The following is a 19657-nucleotide window of genomic DNA, read 5'->3' as shown; positions in this document are numbered from 1 at the left end:
TCAGATCTATGTATTAATTCATAACCTAACAGTAAAAGGGGGGATGATTGAAGGTATGGCGATTAATGATGAATCAATTTGTCAACAGTTTGCAAGAATTATCGGCGGCCAAAAAGGATTCGCCGGTGGGAAATGCGTGGCAACAATAAATCGGGATGAAATACAAGCAACAATCTTGGGAAAACGTTTCAGAGTAACAACTTCTTTCTCATTCGAATCAAGAGATAATAAAACTGGACGGGCATTATGTCTAGGCCGGGTAGCACTCTTACAAAAGGAAGTCACTGAATTTGTTGCTACAATTATTAAACAAGGAATAATAGTTTCGTCTATACACAATGAGTGGTTATGTGATGATCCAAATTTGATTTACGTTAATATCGAAGACGTTGATGATCCACTAAATTTTGCAAGAAATGTCAGAAGAGCGTTAAGAAACTAACGAATTTCTTAAATTAAATGAGCGATTATGTTAATTAGAATATTTCAGATTGTTGAAGAGTATATTTGGAAAATAGGTTTAAGTTGATGATTTTATAAAATAAAAGAAGGCGTTCCATATTTGGAATGCCTTTTCTTGCGCTTAAGAGATATGGGATTGCTTTTTTAGAAGGTAACTTTCTTTGATAAGAACCTTGCATTGCAAATTTTTGTCCTTCTATAAGCTCGTGTTGTAGCTCCTCTAAACTACTCATTTTAAATAGCACCTTTGAATGATATAAAAAATGATATATCTTTAATGAAATTTCACTTAGTTTTCTACCATTTAGTCTAATACTTTCTTTTAATACAATCCATTTTCTATTCATAGGAAGGTATCTAGGACCTTGCTATACTGAGGAAGCACCTTCTTGAACAAGGAACACAACTTTTATAATTGTAGCCTTGAAATAAAGTTTGATTAAAAATACCTCACAAACCCATATTTTACAGTGAAAAAAGAATCCAGTTTAAAAAAGATTGATCAAAATGGATTCCACTTTTGAGATTGAATATTTATCTTTCATAAAAAAAGTTTAATTATTTTTGTGATCTTTCCTCCATGAAAGCGCCCGTTTCTTGAATAACTATAGGTTTACCTCATATTTATCCCGTCCTGCTTTATTTTTTTTCCATTATTGGAGGTATAAATATAAAGAAAAGCAAGAAGTCCATATAAGATTCCTCCTAACAAGAAAAACGGTTCAACAATTATTAATAGTAAAGAAAGTGATTCCGATTCCAACAAGCCTTGGATTATTCCTACACTACCCCGCAAACCCAAAACCACACACGCTCCCCATGCTAACGTGAGCAACAACCAGGATGGAAACCTTCGTCCCCATGCTTGAACAAGTGCAAGTGCAGTAAATGCAGCAATTATACATAGGACAATTGCAATCAGATTAATGATGAATAACACTTCGCTCATCGTCCTGCCTTCAAATCCTAAAGTTCCTCCTGCAGCCCAGTAAATGTGGATTAACCCGAATAGAGTCGACCAAACAAAAGCTGCATAACCAGTAAAAACCAACCACTTCTCGATTTTGTTCAAAGGATGACGATTATTATTGTTTTTGATTGTAATAACTCCTTTCATTATAAGGGATAACAGAAATCTTTTTGAATTACGTATAGTTTTATATATTGTTTCATTTTATAAGTTATTATTATTAAATCCAATGAAAATTTCACGAATATTATGATTATGTTCGTTAAATCAGTTACTACATTGTTTTAAAGCCGCAATAATCAATTCGATTTCATCAATAAACAATGAAATCGAATTGATTGAAAATCCAAGCTATCTATCAGAAGGGGAGAAAGAGAATAGAATAAGGAATTATCATATTGTACTAGAAAATAATACCTGTTATAAAATAAAAGTAAAATTTATGTCCGAATTATTAAAGAGCGCAAATATTAAGCTACTCTATAAAAGCTAAAATGCGAACGAATTCATTTCATAACAAAAGGGAATTGATGAGTGAGAAAAATAATGAAAGTATCGTTTGCAGTGAATTTAAAACATGGGGGTCAGGAGTATTACTATATCTTTTAAGGAGGAAAAAACTTGAATTTAGATGAGCCGATAGCCAAGGGGAATACTGCGAAGATATATCTTTATGAAAATAAAATTATTAAATTGTTTGAGGAATATCTTCCAGATACAGAATCTATTAATGAGGCAAAAAAACAAAAATACGCTTATTCATGCGGACTACCAGTTCCAAACGTATTTGAAGTGACAAAGGTACAAGATAGACAGGCTATTATTATGGAATATGTAAAAGGGGACAGTATTGGTAATCTCCTGCTTAATAATCTAAATGAGGCAGAGTATTACATAAGTATTTGTGTTAATGAGCAGAAAAAGATTCATGCTATATGTGTGAATACAGATGAAATAGAATCAATGAGACAAAAGTTAGAGCGTCAAATTAAATCTGTACATAAATTGGATGAAAACCAAAAGAAAAATGTATTAAAACAATTAGATTCAATCATATTTGAACCTAGATTATGTCATGGTGATTTGCATCCGTTTAATTTAATTTTAAGTAATGATAATGTGAAAATTATAGATTGGGTTGATGCTAGTTCAGGTGATATTCGTGCAGATGTGTTTCGGACATACTTATTATATTCACAGAATTCAGTGGAATTAGCTGAAATGTATTTACATGTATATTGCAAAAATACAGGTTTATCAAGAGATGAAATTTTCCAGTGGGCTCCTATTATTAGTGCGGCTAGATTGGCAGAGAATAAATTCCTGTAAATAAAAGATGTTTTCATGTATTTATTCTGCCTCCTATTAGGATAATGATTCATTTATTTTGTACTCATTGGTTTTCACCATTAATTTTTCTTGCTAATTCTTTTCGATTTGTCATATACTTAAAAGAGACCAAACGTTTTCTTTTAGGAGGACACTATGCGTAAAGGTGAATTAACAAAAAGAATGATTCTTGATCGTTCCTCTGCTCTGTTTAATGTAAAAGGGTATAGTGGTTCTTCAATTTCTGATATTATGCAAGAGACTGGGCTAGAGAAGGGTGGCATCTATCGTCACTTTAAAAATAAAGATGATTTAGCTATTCAAGCCTTCCAGCACGCAACTTCACAAATGGGAGTGCGTTATGTCGAAGAGATAAAAAAAGCATCCAATACGTTTGATAAGTTAAAAGCTTTTATTTCAGTTTTTACATCGCTCGTTCATAATGATCCTCTTCCTGGAGGTTGCCCAATCATGAATGTAACGTTAGAAGCAGATGATTCCCATCCTCTCATGGCAGAACAAGCACAGATAGCAATGAATCAATTACTCGGAATGATTGAAAACATTATTACAAATGGAATTGAGTTAGGAGAGTTAAAATCAGATACTCAGGCAAAGCAGATTGCTATTGTCTGGATTTCTTCTCTTGAAGGGGCACTTGCCTTATCACGCTTGTATCAAGATACAGTCTATCTTGATACAGTATCTTCTCAGCTTCTTGCGGAGTTAAAAAAACAAATTACGGCCAAGTGAGCCGTAATTTTTATTACAAAAAAGAGACCGTTCGGTTTCTTTTTTTGGGGGGTGATCACTTAATAGAAATTCTATGATGAAACTATGAAAAAACAGATGAGAAAAGAATGGTACTTTTACAAAATTGAAAAATGTGTAGAGTATGAACGAATTTGGCATACTGTTTTCCAATTTTTTGAGGAGTGTGAAAAGGGATATGAGAGAGATTGAAACAATCGTAATTGGCTCTGGACCTGGAGGATATGTTGCTGCAATCAGAGCTTCACAATTAGGGCAACAAGTGGCAATTATAGAAAGAGAAAACCTTGGAGGTGTATGTGCTAACGTCGGCTGCATTCCATCAAAGGCACTTATTTCTGTAGGTCATCGCTATGAGAAAACAAAGCATTCAGAAGATATGGGTATTTTTTCTTCCGGTGTAAATGTTGACTTCACAAAAGTGCAAGAATTTAAAAACAGCGTTGTAAAAAGATTAGTAGATGGTGTAGAAGGTTTATTAAAAAGCAATAAAGTAGATGTGATAAAAGGTGAAGCCTATTTCATAGATGCTAACACTTTACGGGTAACCAATAAAGATGCAGTTCAAACATATACATTTAAAAATGTAATTATAGCTACTGGCTCGCGCCCAGTTGAAATTCCAACATTTGAATTTACAAAACGTGTGATTAATTCTACAGGTGCACTTAATTTAACTGAAGTTCCAAGTAAATTGGTTGTAATCGGTGGCGGTTACATTGGTACTGAATTAGGCTCTGCTTACGCTTCCCTTGGTTCTGTAGTAACAATTATTGAAGGAGGTAAAGACATTTTAACTGGCTTCGATAAACAAATGACTCAAATTGTGAAAGAAGACCTTATAAACAAAGGTGTTACAGTAGTAGTAGATGCATCCGCTAAAGGTGTTGAAGAAGCTGAAAACGGTGTAATTGTTACCTACGAAATTGGCGGTGAAGAAAAGAAAGTTGACGCTGATTATGTATTAATAACAGTTGGTCGTCGCCCTAATACTGAAAATATGGGTTTTGAAAAAATCGGCATTGAATTTTTTGACTGCGGTTTATTAAAAGTTGATCAACAATGCCGTACTAACCTTCCGAACATTTTTGCTATCGGTGATATCATTGCTGGTCCGCAGCTTGCACATAAAGCATTTTATGAAGGAAAGGTAGCGGCTGAAGCTATCGCCGGTCAGATCTCATTTGTTGATTACTTGGCAATTCCAGCAGTTTGCTTCACCCATCCTGAATTAGCAACAGTTGGTTATACTGAAGAGCGAGCAAAGGCGGAAAGCGTGGAAGTGAAAGTGGTTAAGTTCCCATTCTCAGCAAACGGTCGTGCACTTGTATTAAATGAAGAAAAAGGGTTTGTGAGGCTATTGGTGCGCAAAGAAGATGGTGTATTAGTAGGTGCTCAAATGGTGGGAAATGGTGCATCAGAAATAATTGCCGAAATGTGCTTAGCAATCGAATCAGGCATGACAGTTGAGGACATTGCTTTAACACCTCATGCTCATCCAACTTTAAGTGAGCTTGTGATGGAAGCTGCTGAGGCCTTAATTTACAAATTAAAATAGATACTAATTAATAAAAATTTTATTGCTTCGCTTTTTAGAAATTCTAAATAAAATATAGAGACAGATGAAGATGTAACAAACAATCTTTAATAATAAGCTTCTAACAATGGCTAATTGAGCCGTTTTTTTACCGCAAAAAAGAGACCGTTTGGTTTCTTTCGGTGAGAGGATTTATTCATTTATTAGAGATTACAAAGTGAAATCATGAAAAATAAATGAGAGGAGAATACAAATGAGTCAATTTGTTAATTCAACAATAGAAGGTAAAAATTTTAGTGCTGTTCAAGTAGGAAAGTGGGAGGATCTGCTCCAATATAAAAATGGAAATCCATTTAAAGCCCCTGGAAAAGTCTTTCTTAAAGATGACTTACAATGTACAGGGATGGAAGTTTCACTTAATGTTTTTCCTCCAGGTATTTCAATGCCTTTTTATCATAAGCATAGAGAAAATGAAGAGCTATATATCTTTGTCAAGGGACAAGGAGAATTCAAGATTGATGATGAAATCCTTGAAATCAAAGAGGGCACTGTCATTAGGGTAGCTCAAGAAGGGGAAAGAATTTGGCGTAACAGTTCAAGCGAACCTCTCTATTTTATTTGTATTCAAGCTAGGGCGAATACTTTGGAAGAAAGCAATATTGAGGATGGCATTAGGCTAGATAAATCCGTTGAATGGATTGGAAAATAGGGGCCACTGTACGGTTAAATATTGTCTCGTTACTTATATATTGTCTTTTGGAGAAAATTTAATTATAGAAAAGTGCCCCCAGATTGTTAGACTATATCTAACAATTCGGGGCACTTCATAGGAAACTGGCTGTGTTATATGTTAATTAAGGAATGGTTTTTTTCAATCTTTATTCTATAAAGATTCATTATCCGTACTTGTTCCTCAGTTAATTTTTGAATCGCTTTCGATAGTTTATGATTCAGTAGCTTGGAAAGTTAAGTGAATATATGACAAAATAAGATAGCTGAAAAAATATGAAAATAAAAGTTACATATATTATTTAAGGGTTTTTGCGGATATTTAATGCTATAAATCACAAGAAATATCAAAATAAAGAAATGGATACCTCTTATAATTTTATTGAGGAGTGAAATAAATAAATGAATGAACATATACAGCTAATGATTGATTGGATTGAAGATAATATAAAAAAGGAGTTTTCATTAGATGAATTATCTCATTAAAAAATGCACCTATAAGGACAGATGCATTTTTTTATTTATATTTGTTCAAGTAATTCCAATTCCTCTTCTACAAATGCCATTAATTCTTTTATTGTCTCACTAGAAAAATCAAAACGAATGCCCGCTGCTTCATATACTTCTGTTAAAGATTTAGAGTTACCTAGAGATAATGCTTTTTTATAATTTTGTAGTGCTTGTTTAGGATTCTCTTTATATTGTTTATACATTTGCAATGCACCAAGTTGCGCGATTGCATATTCGATATAATAGAATGGTATTTCGAAAATGTGTAGTACAGGTAACCAGCCAGTTGCTATCCAATTTTCATAACCTGTAATATTTACCACGTTCGATTGGTAAGTGTTATGTAATTCTAAATGTTTTTCATTTCTTTCTTTAGCAGTATGATTAGGATTTTCATACATCCAATGTTGGAATTGATCAACGATAAGCATTTGTGGTAAATACTTAACAATATCTTTAAAGAAATCTAATTTTGCTTTTATAAATTCTTCTGTATTCTCATAAAATGTATCCCAATACTCCATCGAAAATAATTCCATTGTCATGCTAGCTAGCTCAGCTGATTCTGAAGGGATTTCTAAATATTTTTGTAGCGCTAGCTGCTTCATACATTCATTATGAATACTATGGCCCATTTCATGGAGGAAAGTAGTAACATCATAATGTGTATGATTGAGATTCATAAAAATAAAAGATAATTGAGAAGCAGGTAAGTGTTCGCAAAAACCACCAGCTGCTTTTCCTTTACGACTTTCTAAATCTAAGCAATCATTTTTATGCATACGGCTCAATAATGCAGAAAATTCAGGGTCTAGTTTGTGTAAAATATGAGAACTTTTTTCGATTAAATCACTTTCGTCTTCAATAGGTTTTAATACTTTTTGATTTGGTGCGGCTGCTTTTAGATCCCACGGACGAAGTGTATCTACTTGAAGTTCAGCTTTTTTCTCATTAAATATATTATCAATAAGTGGTACAACGTATTTACGAACAGATTCTGCAAGTTCATAGCAATCTTCAGCTGTATAATCAAAACGTTCATATTTTTTAAACATATAATCACGATAATTATCTAATTGAATGTTTTTTGCCTTTTGGTGACGGATTGCAATTAATTCATTTAAAATATGTTGTAAATTATTTTCAACAGATAAGAATTTTTCAGAAATGAGCGTTTTTGCTTTTTTTCGTATATCACGATTCGGATTTTGTCGGTTACTAATTTGTCTTCTTTTACTTCTAAATCAATGTTCTTTTCACAAAATAATGTTTGCGCATTCTTTATTTTTTATCTAGTAAGCTATAAGTTTTTGGATCAAGTTGCATTCGAAATGGTGACTCTAAATATTTATTATCAAATGAATTTTGATAACGTTTCAAAAGAGGCCTTACATATTGTTGATCATATTCAAACGTATCTTTTATTTCTTTGTTATCTGTATTACATTGAAAGTTAATATAGTGTGATCTTAATTGTTCTTCGATTTCCCATATTAATTTCGACTGTATTTTCAGCCGATTTTCTAAATCTTCTCCTGAAGAAATGTGTTTACTTAATAAAGTAGACAATTCGTTTTCTAGCTCATGTATATTACGGATATCGATCGTATTAGAGTTCTGCATTATTTACCCCTCACTTTTTATTTACTTAAGGAGGTATTCTTCTTTTTCGCTATGATTCCTTTTTTACCCAAAAAGTTTGTACCTATTACTCCAAGAACAATCATAAGTGTACCGATAATATGATAGTAGGCAATTTGCTCGTGTAAGAATACAACGCCTGCGATAATGGTAATAAGTGTAGATAAGTTACTAAAAACACTTATTTTAGCTGCTTCAATATAAGATAATGAATAATTTAATAACAATGCTGTCAGTAAGGATGATAGTAATCCTAAATATAAAATGGAGATAAGAAATGTGCTGTTCGTAAATGGCTTAAAGTATACAGTTATTGTGCCTTTGTTTATATGGCTGGCGATAGCGATTAAATTAAAACTAATAAAACCAATTGCTGTCATTGTGTAGGTTAAATCCATTAACTTGAATTTCTTTGTCATTTTTCGAGCTAATACATTGTAGCAAGCAGATGATAATGCCGATAACAAAATGAGAATAACGCCGATGAAACTAGTTTCATGAGCCCCTATACCATTCATGATAAATATATATATGACACCGACGACAGAAATAAATACAGATGTTTTTTGCCATGTATTGGTATACTCTTTTAAAAAATATGAAGCGAGTATCATTGTAAATATAGGGATAGCAGCCTGTATAATTCCAGCTTCAGATGAACTCGTATATACTAGACCAAATGCTTGGAAAGCAAAGAACAGTGCTGGATAAAATATTGCAAGTGGTAAAAGGGTAAGTATGTTTTTGAATGATATATTTAACTTTACAAAACCGAAAATAATCGGAATGCTTGCTGCTATGAAAGCAACTGTAAAACGATGAGCCAGAGTATCAAGAGGGCTCGTAATGGTTAGTGCTAGTTTCACAAACATAAAGGAGAATCCAATAATAAATGAATAGAGTAATGCTGATAAATATGCTTTTGTTGTATTTTTCATAATTTCACCTCATAGTAGTTAATTTCTTACTGGCCAGTATACGTACATAGTAATCTTTCTGATCTAGTGCTACAATGTGAACAAATACAAACTGTACCGGTACAAATTAAATATTGGGGTGGTAATGATGTATAAGTATTTACATGTTTTAAACGATTTAGAAAGTATGATTCAAAATGGAGAGATAAAAGAAGGAAAGAAATTACCGTCTATACGGTCACTCGTTACGCAATATGAATGTAATAAGGCGACTGTAATACGAGCGCTGCATGAATTAGAAAAGCGCCATATTATTTATTCTGTACCTCAAAGTGGATACTATGTTGTTAAGAAATCTGGGAGTTACATAGAAAATAACGAGATGATTGATTTTGCTTCCTCAGCGCCAGATCCAGATGTTTTTCCATACTTAGATTTTCAACATTGTATTAATAAAGCGATTGATACATATAAGAATGATTTGTTTATATACGGAACACCGAAAGGGTTACCATCTTTAATTTCGGTTGTGCAAAAACAATTAGCAAACTATCAAGTTTTCACTAATGAAGAAAACATATTTATAACGTCAGGTGTCCAGCAAGCACTTGCTATACTAACTTCTATACCATTTCCGAATGGACATAGTACGATTCTAATTGAACAGCCAAGTTACCATTTATATATAGAATATATAGAAACATATAACATTCCTGTAATTGGAATAAAGCGTACACATGAAGGGATAGATTTAAATGAACTAGAGAGGATATTCCGAACAGAAAAAATTAAATTCTTTTATACAATACCGAGATTTCATCATCCACTTGGAACTTCGTATTCTAAAAAAGAGAAAGAGAAGATTATTCAACTTGCGAAGAAATATAATGTATTTATAGTGGAAGACGACTATTTAGCAGATTTAGAAACTGATTCAAAAGTAGATCCATTTTATAGCCAAGATAATTGTAATCATGTTATATATTTAAAAAGTTATTCGAAGATTATCTTTCCAGGCTTACGAGTTGGTGTTGCAGTCATCCCGCAATCTATTGCAGATGCCTTTTATAAGTATAAGAAGATATTAGATATCGATAGTCCTATGATTTCGCAAGCTGCTTTAGAAATTTACATTAAGAGCGGGATGTTTGAGCGACATAAGTATAAAATTAAAGCTTCGTACTACAATAGGTCAAAGAAATTAGCAGAAGTAGTAGAAGGTATTCAAAATGAAAATCCGCATTTGTTTATTTATAGAGCAGTAGATCCCATTGGAATACACACATGTCTACAGTTGAAAAGAAACATAGTTACGGACACCTTTATAAAAAATTTAAGCAAGAGTCAAATAAGCATAGATTCTATTGATAAAAATTATTTGAGTAATTTTCATAAAGGGATCTTGTTAAAGTTGAATGTATCTAATGTAAAAGAAGACAAGATTGAAGAAGGGATTTGTAAGGTGATTGAGGAGATAAAACGAATGAACCGTGTGGATTTTCAGTTTAAAAAAGAATAATGTTTATTAAGAGGTTTAATATGCAAGGAAAAATAATTGCCTTGTTTGTTTGTATGTACTGCTCTGGTTGAGTCACAATAATATTGTTTAATTACAAAAAATCGTTACATTCATGATATGCCATTAAAAGTTCATTTTCTTGAATATGAATAAGTGAAGGGGTTATTTATATGTGAATGAAAGGTAATTCAGAGGGTGTTATTTCATTTAGTATGAGGAAGTATTACTCAACATTATGGAGGAGATCGATTATGAGCGATACATAGACATTACGAGGGCTAACCACAGTTAGTTTTTGGACAGATGATCTAGCAGCTGCGAAGAAGTGGTACGCTGAGCTATTAGGAAGCGTACCATACTTTGAACGTCCAGGATATGCCGAATTTCGCATTGGCGACTACCAACACGAGCTAGGTTTAATCGATAGTCGTTATGTGCCAGCTGGTTCAGTGACTGGCCCAGCTGGCGCTATAGTATACTGGCATGTTGATGATGTAACAGCGACTTTCAATAAGCTACTGGCTATGGGAGCGAAAGAGTATGAGGCACCTACAGAGCGCGGCGTGGGATTCATCACCGCTTCCGTAGTTGATCCCTTCGGAAACATATTAGGCATTATGTACAATCAGCACTATTTAGATGTGCTGATTTCCAGTAGAAAAACGTGAACCTCGCTGTTGCACAACGAGGTATAAGGTGCAATACTAATCAAATTTAATTAATATTATTTTAACCCCTTCTTAAAATCAGAACGGGGTTATGCTTATTTTAGGTTCTAAAATTAAATAACTGTACTGTCATTTTACAGTTGAAGTAATTAAAGTGATTAAAATTATTACATATAATAATAATAAAGTAGCGAATGTATATCGGATGTTATTGTAAATCAAAAAACAACCCCATTTCAGGTGAGGAAATATACGAAGGCGCGATTAAAGCTAAGGAAATCGCTATATCAAATATGCAAGTCGAGTTTCAATTTAATAGTGGAGTTTGTGGTAAATTTACTTTAAAATTTATTACTCTAGATGGGAAAAGTTTTATGAAGAATTATGATAGTTAGAGTGTGCCAAAAATAATTAAACTTGATCATAACAAATAAGGAGAATCACATGAAACCATTACAAGGTAAAATAGCAGTTGTAGCAGGGGCAACAAGAGGTGCTGGAAGAGGAATTGCGATGATGCTTGGTGAAGCCGGCGCAACTGTATATGTAACAGGAAGAAGTACAAAAGGGAATTTATCCTGTATGGGGAGAACTGAAACGATTGAAGAAACTGCAGAGCTTGTTACAAAGCAAGGCGGAATCGGAATCGCAGTTCGTGTTGACCATACAATAGAAGAAGATATTAAAGCTTTATTTACAAAGATTCAAGAAGAACAAAATGGACAGCTTGATATTTTAGTAAACGATGTTTGGGGCGGCGATCCTTTAACGGAATGGGAGAAACCTTTCTGGGAACACAACTTACATAACGGACTACTCATGCAACAAAGAGCTGTGCATTCTCATATAATGACAAGCCATTACGGTGTACCATTAATGGTAAATAATAAAAAGGGACTTGTAATTGAAATTACAGATGGTGTCGACTATAAATACCGAGGCAATTTATACTATAGTTTAACAAAAATCTCAACAATTCATTTAGCAGAAGCAATGGCTAAAGATTTAGAACAACATAATATTACAGCAGTAGCAGTTAGTCCAGGATTCCTTCGTTCAGAGGCGATGTTAGATATATTTGGTGTAACAGAGGAGAATTGGCAAGAAGGAGCTAAACAAGATCCTCATTTTATCGCATCAGAAACTCCTTTCTTCGTTGGAAGAGCAATTGCAGCTTTGGCGGGCGATCCAAATGTTCATGAAAAAACTGGACGAGCGCTAAGTTCATGGGAATTAGGAAGAGAGTATGGATTTACAGATATGGATGGAAGACGACCAGATTGGGGAAAATATTTTGAAGAAAATGTTTTAAATCAAAATTAATATTTTTAGAGCACTCAATAGCTGAGTGCTCTTGTTCTTTATACAGTACGCAAATAATAAAGTCCTCTTAAAAATAAAATAGTTATTTAAAAAGCATTGGTACAAATGAAATACAGTCAAAAATAAAGTGACAAATCCAACTTACCCAAATACTTTTTGAATTTTTCCATATATAATTTAGTGCTAATCTAACTGGGATTATAGTTATTAATAACTGCAGGGGCACAAAACCATAAGCTGGAATATGCCACAAAGCGAACAACACACTACATAGTAATGATGCCGTGCCGAATTTTAATCCTAATTTTTGTAATGCGATAATTATATTAGTGCAAATCAACTCTTCACCCATTAACATAAAGGGTACACGGAATAAAATCATAGAAATACTTATTACTTCAGCAACGGAATTTTTAGTTGCAGGTTCAAAAATGTAACTGTATATTAAGCTGGAACCAATACCTACGATAATTGTTAAAGGCAAACCCCAAAGTAATGTCTTAAAATTAAAATGTTTAAATTGCTCTAACGATATTTTTCCTAAAAAATAGTATCCTATAATTCCACATAATACAAGATTCCATAAAGCTTCAAGAATCATTCCTAATACTTCAGGTATAGTATCTCCTAAAACTGCGAAAAGCTGATATACAATCCCGGAAATAATTAATAATCCTAAAGCCAAAAGAGATTTTGAATCAATTTTCTTCTCTGTTTCCATAATCTTTGTTTCCACAACAAACCCTTCTTTCTTGTTTTTGTTAATTATGAATATATAATAGCACATTGCTCTCCAAAATAATGGTGATTGAGACGGGCATAATAATCTTATTTTTTCAAATCAGTAAGTCCGAGATTAGGAGATTCCTTGCAAGAGTCATTTACACCAAAACCTATTATTGATATCGTGATTGAATAAAAGAATTTTGAAAATGGTGTGAAATAAAGCAATTATTAAACAAAAATAATAATCGCCCATCAAATTTGTGAGTAGGCAATTATTGTATTTCTAAGAACTAAATTAAACAACTTTATTATCTCTGCACATATCCTACATAAAACATTTTTAAAATTCTATTAAAAAAACAGGAAAACATTACCAAATAGATGATATCCTATAAAGTATAGTTTTTATTTTGTATGGGAGGGTGATGGAGTCTATGGCGGTACGTATAGTCGATGATTTACAACAATTATCTTTGTTACTTATGTTTTTGAGTACATTAATATTTTACAGATACTTAAAGAAGATTAAACGAGAGAGAAAACTGACTTTTTTCGAATGGACAATGTATTTTGTCACTCAATTCGCGACTTCCATTTGGGCAATTACTTATTTTATTAAATTCTTGTCTGAATCGTAAGTTACATTAAACCATTTTAGTTTATTAGGTTATTGTTATCTATTAGGGATATAAATATAGTCCGTGTCTAAATCAATGACGACATCGCTCTTAATGTCTTCTTGTAATGACTTTGGAATGTTTTCAAAATGATATCGTACACAAAATAAACTTACAAGATCCTCATTAGATAACTCTTCATTTTTCACGTTAAAATACATTGTTTTTAACTCGCTAATAGAACAGTTATGGCCAATAACATACTCATTAATTCCATATCCATCAAATTCAATTATCATATTATCACTGTTGAGTGCTAGCCAACATTATAGCTTTAATTTTGGATGAACCTTTCATATTGATTATTATAGCTTAAAGTTTAGTGTGAATATATTTTTATAAAGTGAGAGGATTTCAATGGAACAATATAAATTAGTTTTAGAAGGCTCTAAACAGTTGAAATGGGAAACGGGTGAAATTAGGCCCATACAGGATGATGAAATTATCGTTAAAACAATCGCAGGTGCAATAAGTATTGGGGCAGAGTTACCACAGTATAAAGAATCGGACATTTCAGATGTTAATCCTTTATATCCGAGAGAAACTGGATATGAAAGTTATGGTGAAGTTATTCAAGTTGGGAATAAAGTAACAAATTTAAACGTAGGCGATAAAGTAGTTTCTTTTTATGGGCATCAAACGATAGGAATAGTTAAGGGACATAAAGTAATTCGAGTACCTAGTTATATAAAGCCTAAAGTTGCCTTATTATCCATTCTGTCATGTGATGCTGCTAAAGGAGTATTAAAACTAAACCCACGGCAAGATAAAAAGGTACTTATAACTGGAATGGGAGTTATGGGGTTACTCGCTTGTTATTTCTTAAAATACTATGTAGGCGTGGGTCATGTGGATGTTGTTGAACCTAATAGAAATAGAAGAAAATTTGCAAAGAAATTTGGTGCAAAAAACATATATGATTCAGAAGAGCAAATAATAGAAACATATAATTACGGTCTCGAATGCTCTGCTACAAATAGCGGATTCGGTACATTGCAAAAAGCTCTTAATAGTAATGGTGTAATATGTATACTTTCAGATGGTAATAAAGTAGAACTAACATTAACCGCCGATTTTTATCGGAAAGAATTGCAAATCATTGGGTCAAGTGACGGATATGATTATCAAAAACATGCAGATTGGTTTTTTAGAAAAATAGAACAAATACCATTTATAGAAGAAATTTTTCAACATGAAATACATTATACTGCATTCATACAATGTTTTGAGGAATTGAGTCAAGGGATAATTAATCCTTTAAAAGTATACGTTTCATATGAATAATGAAAAAACTAACCAAATATTTGTCACATACCTTATATATGTTTTGTCTCAATTATGATATTTAAAATAAGAAGGAACACATATGAAAATTTTTGAAGCAGGTGTAACTGGTGTAATAGGACGTTCTTTATTGCTAATGTTAATAAGAGAAGGTCATACGGTGTGTGAAATGATTCGTAATGAATCGCAAGTAGAAGCAATAAAGAAAGTTGGTGCTATACCAGTAATAGCTGGGAAAGAGGTGCTTCAAATAATAAAGCACGTAAAGAGTATGGATGGATACCTTTACATCCTTCATGGTCTGAAGGGTTTAAAAATTTGATGGGTGTGTGAAATGTCATAAAAATCCTTTAATGGCAATACTAGTAACATTCACAATTAAAGGATTGGACTGTAATGAATATACTTTTTGAAAGCATTATTTTAATCCTCACTGGAATTATTGTTTTAAAATTAACAGGTAGTAAATCTGTTAGCCAAATGACTAGAGCTGAAATTATTATCGTTGTTTCTATAGGTCGTATTATTGTAGAACCTGTATTAAGTAGGAAAGTAGTCCCATCTATTTTTGCTGCCATTATATTTTCAATCATGCTACTTATTATTCATTTCTTAGAATTGAAATCACGAAAGGTGGAGCAGTTTTTAAATGGAAATAGTATTGTAATTGTTGAAAACGGAGAGATTTTGAAAAATAATTTGATGCGGGCAAAAATGTCGGAACAACAACTATTTATGCAATTAAGAGAAAAAGGAATTCAGGATATAACGAGTTTACAGCAAGTAACCGCTGAACCGAATGGGCGTATTGGATACCAACTAACTACCAAGGCACAACCGATCACTTCTGAAATGTTAGAAAAGCTATTAGAACAATACAATCTGAAAAAATAGTTATAGACTGAAAAAGTCCCTTCAGGGTTACTGAAGGGACTTTCCATTTAATATTCAATTAATGACGAGATAATCTCTCCAAAACATTTATTTAAAAACTATTCACGATTAGTCTTAATTTCGATTTCTAGTATAATGTGTTCCTCTTATTACAATAGTATTTGTATTTTCGTCCTGTCCACGCTTAAGGTTTCTTGTAAGCTTAGCCATAATGAGTTGGGATTCTACATCATCTGCACCTTCGATTTTATATAAAAATTTCTTTGCATTTTCACCTGTAAGTATTTTTTATAAGCTTATCATACCAATAAATAAGGACCTTAGCGTCTTTTTTAACATCATATGAAAAAAATATATCTTGATTTTGATTGTTACCTTTATCGAACATTGCTACTCCATTCCTTTCGATTATAATTATTCATACTTTAGTGGGTGGTAAATAACTTTCTATTGTTAGTTTTTATTGTCGTATTCATTAGTATATAAATTCGTAATATCTAACCAAAATCCTTCACCATGATACAATAGGGAAATTTATTAAATAAAGTTCCCTATTGTATCATTTAATTTCTCTAAACCAATCAGCATATCTTTTTCATTTAACATTGAATAACTAATTCGCAAGTGATTATATTGTGTTTCATGGTTTAATAGACAAGCTGTTCCGGGTAAAAAAGAAACATCTACCTCATTTGCTTTTTGTAATAATGTAAAAGGATCGATTGACCGAGGGAGTGTAACTCATAAGTTAAATCCACCATTAGGTATTATAAATTCTAATTCTTTTAATGGAGATAATATATCAATTGTTAAATCACGTCTAATTTGTAAAGCTGTACGTAATTTTTCTGAATGATTTTTCATTCGTTCCGCCCGTAAAAAAGGAAGTAGTGCTTTCTGCGTTAATAAAGGGCTACCAATATCCATCGAAGCTTTCACTGCATATAACCATTCAAAAATAGGACCTTCAGCTGCAAGCGCCGCGATGCGAAGACCTGGTGCTAACGTTTTACTAAATCCTTTTAAATATATAACATGACCATTTGTATCAAAGCTTTTTATGGAGGGAGGTACTATAGCATCCTCAAAATAAATTTCTCCGAAAGAGTCATCCTCAATAATAAAGAAGTTATATAACTCTGCTAGTTCTACAAGTTCTATTCTTCGTTCTTTATTCATCAAAGTACCTGTCGGGTTCTGAAAAGTAGGATTCACATATAACAAGACAGGATTTTTCCTTTGACAAATATCATCGATTAAGTCTGAGCGAATTCCATTGTTATCAAGACTAACAGGGACAATTTGAACTCCTTTATTAACAAATACATCAAGCGCCGCTCCATAACATGGACTTTCTACTAGTACTATATCTCCAGGCTTTAATAATGTTTGGGCGATTAAATCGATTCCTTGCTGGGCCCCACTTGTAATTAATAATTGGGAAGAATCTATAACTAATTGTTGATGCTCTTTTAAATAGTTTGTTATTTCAATTCGGAGTTCGTTATCACCTTGAACAGGTCCATAAGTTGCCAGTATCATTTGATCTTTATTAAGTAATTTGTGCATTTCATCTGAAAGAAATGGATTTGGTAATAATCGTGGATACAGAATTGCTTGTGAAAAATCATAATATTTACGGTGTTGATTTATTACATATTGTGAACGCATAACGTTAATGGATTTCGTTTGTTGCCATTGATACGGAGTCTGTTTGGAATTCCCCCGCGCCTGTTTGTGTATATAGGCACCTTTTCCTTGCTCAATGCGTATATAACCTTTCGTTTCTAATTGTTTATACGCTTTACGAACGGTTAATAAGCTAATTTGCAAATCATCGGCCATAGAACGTAAAGAAGGGAGGTAATCACCATATAAAAGCATCCCGCTTTGAACTCTCTCAACAATTTGCATATATATTTGTTGATAATAGGGTATGTTGGATTCTTTACGTAGTACGATCTTCATAGATTCACCTTTTTTTCTTTTTAATTCAATTAAAGCGAAAAATAAGCAAGTAATCAACTACATATTTGTATAACTGTTATACACGTAGATACACTGTTATACACCATATCCTCTATACTCATTTCAAGAGTAAAAAGGAGGAAATAAAATGGTCATTTTTAATTATGTTTTAGTATGTATCATCTTTGGAACAACATTTTTAACGATAAAAATCGGAATTGAAGCAGGTGCACCGCCTTTATTTTCAGCTGGAATTCGCTTCTTTTTGGCCGGTCTTATTCTCATTACTATTTTTAGGTTAAAGAAAAAGCGTGTTATGCCTTATTTATTATCAAAGCGTATTATGTATTCTGGCTTTTGTTTAACATTTATGACATTCGCAACGTTATATTGGGCAGAACAGCACATTTCCTCTGGATTAGCAGCAGTGCTTTCTGCAACAGCCCCCATGATGATTTTATTACTACAATCAAAGAGAAATAAAACAAAGTTACAACGTGAACAATTTTTTGCTTTAGTTATAGCACTTACAGGAGTTTTGTTTATATCTTTACCTGGCATGCATCAAGAACTTACTTTCATATGGAGTATTGCATGCCTTGTCATAATAGTTGGGCAACTATTTTACGGAATAGGTTCTATTTATTCAAAAGAAATACTTTCAGATTTACCGGACGTATCACCATTTCTCATTAACGGTATTCAAATGTTTTATGGGGGAATCCTGCTATTAATTGTATCTATTGTAATGGAACAGCCTAATCTAACAGTCTTAACATCTTGGAAAGTACAATGGCCAATTTTATATCTTATATTTGTAGGGTCTATTGGTGGACACGGTTTATATTACTGGCTTTTATCAAAAACAAATCCTGTATTTCCATCAACGTGGTTGTATGTGTCTCCATTAATTGCTGTTATTGTAGGGTATTTTGTATTAGGAGAACCATTAAATCCTACAATGGGAATTGGTGCTTGTTTATGCTTAATTGGTGCATTTTTAGCAAATCGTACTACACTTGGAGTTTATTTCAAGCAAGGAAGGTTGTTAAAAAAAGAGATGTAGTTAAAGTTTAATGATGTGGAAAACAGCGAAAAACGTATTCAAACTTTAGAAGAAAAAATAGTTAATTAAAAGAAAATGATTAACACATTAGAGATAGTAAAATTTAAAACACAGTTGGGGAAATAACCAACTGTGTTTTTATATAGGGTGTATTTAATTTTACACTTAACTAAATCGATCGCATATTGTTTGGTGGATGAGTGTTATTTTTTTATTACGGTATTACCCATCGCAATAGAAATGCGATTCCAACTGTTTATTTGATTAATGATTAACACAAAATCAACATATTGTTTTTCGTCATAGTATTCACGTACTCGGTTGTATAGATTTTCAGGAACTCTTTTAGTAGGAATGAGAGTAATATGTTCTGATAGTTCCAGAGCAACTTTTTCTTCAGGAGTATAAAAATCACAATCATCCCAAGCATTTAAGCAATAAATTCTTTGCTCGGTTTCACCTAATTTTCGAGCGTCAGAAGTATGCATATCGATACAATAAGCACAACCATTAATTTGAGAGACTCTAATTTTTATAAGTTCTCTAACAGCACGATTAATTGAGGATTTCTTCGTGTATTTCTCCATATCCATCATGATTTTCATACCATCAGGCGAAATATCATAGTAGGCAATTCTTTGACTCATAAGACAAAACCTCCATTAT

Annotated in this window: 17 protein-coding genes and 6 pseudogenes; 14 read left to right on the top strand and 9 right to left on the bottom strand. The window is 32.6% G+C overall.

Going from position 1 to position 19657, the window contains the following annotated elements; genetic code table 11:
* The first annotated feature begins 43 nt into the window (after window positions 1-43).
* Window positions 44-442, top strand: coding sequence for a DUF1259 domain-containing protein (locus CQZ94_RS21485; RefSeq protein WP_105586997.1), 399 nt, complete (start codon window positions 44-46; stop codon window positions 440-442).
* 34 nt (window positions 443-476) lie between these two features.
* On the opposite strand, the gene CQZ94_RS31275 is transcribed toward CQZ94_RS21485, so the two are convergent.
* Complete coding sequence (locus CQZ94_RS31275) at window positions 477-695, bottom strand: hypothetical protein (RefSeq protein ID WP_181149531.1); 219 nt, start codon at window positions 693-695, stop codon at window positions 477-479.
* Between the two features lie 380 nt (window positions 696-1075).
* The gene (locus tag CQZ94_RS21475) at window positions 1076-1579 is read right to left on the bottom strand and encodes a DUF3995 domain-containing protein (protein WP_105586996.1); all 504 of its coding nucleotides are present in this window, start codon (window positions 1577-1579) and stop codon (window positions 1076-1078) included.
* 474 nt (window positions 1580-2053) lie between these two features.
* Between CQZ94_RS21475 and CQZ94_RS21470 the strand changes: the two genes are divergently transcribed.
* The 4 genes from CQZ94_RS21470 to CQZ94_RS21455 all read left to right on the top strand — a co-directional run bounded on the left by CQZ94_RS21470 (window position 2054) and on the right by CQZ94_RS21455 (window position 5778).
* Complete coding sequence (locus CQZ94_RS21470; protein WP_105586995.1) at window positions 2054-2761, top strand: phosphotransferase family protein; 708 nt, start codon at window positions 2054-2056, stop codon at window positions 2759-2761.
* Between the two features lie 156 nt (window positions 2762-2917).
* The gene (locus CQZ94_RS21465; protein ID WP_105586994.1) at window positions 2918-3514 is read left to right on the top strand and encodes a TetR/AcrR family transcriptional regulator; all 597 of its coding nucleotides are present in this window, start codon (window positions 2918-2920) and stop codon (window positions 3512-3514) included.
* Window positions 3515-3710: 196 nt separating this feature from the next.
* Window positions 3711-5090 (top strand): dihydrolipoyl dehydrogenase, encoded by a 1380-nt coding sequence (gene lpdA, locus CQZ94_RS21460; protein ID WP_105586993.1) that lies wholly within the window; start codon window positions 3711-3713, stop codon window positions 5088-5090.
* Window positions 5091-5322: 232 nt separating this feature from the next.
* A complete protein-coding gene (locus CQZ94_RS21455) occupies window positions 5323-5778 on the top strand; it encodes a cupin domain-containing protein (RefSeq protein WP_105586992.1) in 456 nt (151 codons plus the stop codon).
* 134 nt (window positions 5779-5912) lie between these two features.
* Here CQZ94_RS21455 and CQZ94_RS21450 read toward each other — a convergent pair.
* The 3 genes and pseudogenes from CQZ94_RS21450 to CQZ94_RS21440 all read right to left on the bottom strand — a co-directional run.
* Window positions 5913-5996, bottom strand: a pseudogene (locus CQZ94_RS21450) (aminoglycoside phosphotransferase); the annotation flags it as partial.
* Between the two features lie 323 nt (window positions 5997-6319).
* Window positions 6320-7931: pseudogene (locus tag CQZ94_RS21445) on the bottom strand (M3 family oligoendopeptidase).
* 17 nt (window positions 7932-7948) lie between these two features.
* Window positions 7949-8887 carry a DMT family transporter gene (locus tag CQZ94_RS21440; protein ID WP_105586991.1) on the bottom strand — a complete coding sequence of 313 codons (939 nt, stop codon included), beginning with the start codon at window positions 8885-8887 and terminating at the stop codon, window positions 7949-7951.
* A 127-nt stretch (window positions 8888-9014) separates the two neighbouring features.
* On the opposite strand from CQZ94_RS21440, the gene CQZ94_RS21435 reads away from it, so the two are divergent.
* The 3 genes and pseudogenes from CQZ94_RS21435 to CQZ94_RS21420 all read left to right on the top strand — a co-directional run bounded on the left by CQZ94_RS21435 (window position 9015) and on the right by CQZ94_RS21420 (window position 12376).
* The gene (locus CQZ94_RS21435) at window positions 9015-10385 is read left to right on the top strand and encodes an aminotransferase-like domain-containing protein (protein ID WP_105586990.1); all 1371 of its coding nucleotides are present in this window, start codon (window positions 9015-9017) and stop codon (window positions 10383-10385) included.
* A 251-nt stretch (window positions 10386-10636) separates the two neighbouring features.
* A pseudogene (locus CQZ94_RS21430) lies at window positions 10637-11053 on the top strand (VOC family protein).
* A gap of 444 nt (window positions 11054-11497) precedes the next feature.
* Complete coding sequence (locus CQZ94_RS21420; protein ID WP_105586988.1) at window positions 11498-12376, top strand: SDR family oxidoreductase; 879 nt, start codon at window positions 11498-11500, stop codon at window positions 12374-12376.
* Window positions 12377-12458: 82 nt separating this feature from the next.
* On the opposite strand, the gene CQZ94_RS21415 is transcribed toward CQZ94_RS21420, so the two are convergent.
* On the bottom strand, window positions 12459-13112 hold the full coding sequence (locus CQZ94_RS21415; RefSeq protein WP_105586987.1) for a CPBP family intramembrane glutamic endopeptidase: 654 nt from the start codon (window positions 13110-13112) through the stop codon (window positions 12459-12461).
* Window positions 13113-13536: 424 nt separating this feature from the next.
* Between CQZ94_RS21415 and CQZ94_RS21410 the strand changes: the two genes are divergently transcribed.
* Entirely contained in the window at window positions 13537-13740 is a 204-nt protein-coding gene (locus CQZ94_RS21410; protein WP_002119629.1) for a hypothetical protein, read from the top strand.
* Between the two features lie 35 nt (window positions 13741-13775).
* On the opposite strand, the gene CQZ94_RS21405 is transcribed toward CQZ94_RS21410, so the two are convergent.
* Window positions 13776-14018 carry a hypothetical protein gene (locus tag CQZ94_RS21405; protein WP_105586986.1) on the bottom strand — a complete coding sequence of 81 codons (243 nt, stop codon included), beginning with the start codon at window positions 14016-14018 and terminating at the stop codon, window positions 13776-13778.
* A 118-nt stretch (window positions 14019-14136) separates the two neighbouring features.
* Between CQZ94_RS21405 and CQZ94_RS21400 the strand changes: the two genes are divergently transcribed.
* The 4 genes and pseudogenes from CQZ94_RS21400 to CQZ94_RS21390 all read left to right on the top strand — a co-directional run bounded on the left by CQZ94_RS21400 (window position 14137) and on the right by CQZ94_RS21390 (window position 15957).
* Window positions 14137-15063, top strand: coding sequence for a zinc-binding dehydrogenase (locus tag CQZ94_RS21400; RefSeq protein ID WP_105586985.1), 927 nt, complete (start codon window positions 14137-14139; stop codon window positions 15061-15063).
* Between the two features lie 82 nt (window positions 15064-15145).
* Window positions 15146-15295 (top strand): annotated as a pseudogene (locus CQZ94_RS32585) (NmrA family NAD(P)-binding protein); the annotation flags it as partial.
* Window positions 15289-15396: pseudogene (locus tag CQZ94_RS32425) on the top strand (NAD-dependent epimerase/dehydratase family protein); the annotation flags it as partial. The pseudogenes CQZ94_RS32585 and CQZ94_RS32425, both read left to right, overlap by 7 nt.
* Window positions 15397-15459: 63 nt before the next feature.
* Window positions 15460-15957, top strand: coding sequence for a DUF421 domain-containing protein (locus CQZ94_RS21390; RefSeq protein WP_105586983.1), 498 nt, complete (start codon window positions 15460-15462; stop codon window positions 15955-15957).
* A 537-nt stretch (window positions 15958-16494) separates the two neighbouring features.
* Here CQZ94_RS21390 and pdxR read toward each other — a convergent pair.
* Window positions 16495-17925, bottom strand: a pseudogene (gene pdxR / locus CQZ94_RS21380) (MocR-like pyridoxine biosynthesis transcription factor PdxR).
* A gap of 148 nt (window positions 17926-18073) precedes the next feature.
* Between pdxR and CQZ94_RS21375 the strand changes: the two are divergent.
* Window positions 18074-18991, top strand: a complete 918-nt coding sequence (locus tag CQZ94_RS21375) for a DMT family transporter (protein ID WP_105586982.1) — start codon at window positions 18074-18076, stop codon at window positions 18989-18991.
* A 203-nt stretch (window positions 18992-19194) separates the two neighbouring features.
* Here the strand turns inward: CQZ94_RS21375 and CQZ94_RS21370 are convergent, their stop codons facing one another.
* A complete protein-coding gene (locus tag CQZ94_RS21370) occupies window positions 19195-19638 on the bottom strand; it encodes a carboxymuconolactone decarboxylase family protein (protein WP_105586981.1) in 444 nt (147 codons plus the stop codon).
* Window positions 19639-19657 lie beyond the last annotated feature (19 nt).

This window comes from Bacillus sp. MYb209 (genome assembly GCF_002975175.1).
Lineage (GTDB): Bacteria > Bacillota > Bacilli > Bacillales > Bacillaceae_G > Bacillus_A.
The sequence above is the reverse complement of the archived record's forward strand: the minus strand, read 5'-3'. Positions and strand labels throughout refer to the sequence as shown.

What these genes read in the sequence shown, in the direction of transcription:
- CQZ94_RS21435 (WP_105586990.1), top strand. Translation starts at nt 9,015, where the DNA reads ATGTATAAGTATTTACATGTTTTAAACGATTTAGAAAGTATGATTCAA.
- CQZ94_RS21405 (WP_105586986.1), bottom strand. Translation starts at nt 14,018, where the DNA reads ATGATAATTGAATTTGATGGATATGGAATTAATGAGTATGTTATTGGC.
- CQZ94_RS21410 (WP_002119629.1), top strand. Translation starts at nt 13,537, where the DNA reads ATGGCGGTACGTATAGTCGATGATTTACAACAATTATCTTTGTTACTT.
- CQZ94_RS21375 (WP_105586982.1), top strand. Translation starts at nt 18,074, where the DNA reads ATGGTCATTTTTAATTATGTTTTAGTATGTATCATCTTTGGAACAACA.
- lpdA (WP_105586993.1), top strand. Translation starts at nt 3,711, where the DNA reads ATGAGAGAGATTGAAACAATCGTAATTGGCTCTGGACCTGGAGGATAT.
- CQZ94_RS21475 (WP_105586996.1), bottom strand. Translation starts at nt 1,579, where the DNA reads ATGAAAGGAGTTATTACAATCAAAAACAATAATAATCGTCATCCTTTG.
- CQZ94_RS21420 (WP_105586988.1), top strand. Translation starts at nt 11,498, where the DNA reads ATGAAACCATTACAAGGTAAAATAGCAGTTGTAGCAGGGGCAACAAGA.
- CQZ94_RS31275 (WP_181149531.1), bottom strand. Translation starts at nt 695, where the DNA reads ATGAGTAGTTTAGAGGAGCTACAACACGAGCTTATAGAAGGACAAAAA.
- CQZ94_RS21440 (WP_105586991.1), bottom strand. Translation starts at nt 8,887, where the DNA reads ATGAAAAATACAACAAAAGCATATTTATCAGCATTACTCTATTCATTT.
- CQZ94_RS21465 (WP_105586994.1), top strand. Translation starts at nt 2,918, where the DNA reads ATGCGTAAAGGTGAATTAACAAAAAGAATGATTCTTGATCGTTCCTCT.
- CQZ94_RS21390 (WP_105586983.1), top strand. Translation starts at nt 15,460, where the DNA reads ATGAATATACTTTTTGAAAGCATTATTTTAATCCTCACTGGAATTATT.
- CQZ94_RS21485 (WP_105586997.1), top strand. Translation starts at nt 44, where the DNA reads ATGATTGAAGGTATGGCGATTAATGATGAATCAATTTGTCAACAGTTT.
- CQZ94_RS21400 (WP_105586985.1), top strand. Translation starts at nt 14,137, where the DNA reads ATGGAACAATATAAATTAGTTTTAGAAGGCTCTAAACAGTTGAAATGG.
- CQZ94_RS21455 (WP_105586992.1), top strand. Translation starts at nt 5,323, where the DNA reads ATGAGTCAATTTGTTAATTCAACAATAGAAGGTAAAAATTTTAGTGCT.
- CQZ94_RS21370 (WP_105586981.1), bottom strand. Translation starts at nt 19,638, where the DNA reads ATGAGTCAAAGAATTGCCTACTATGATATTTCGCCTGATGGTATGAAA.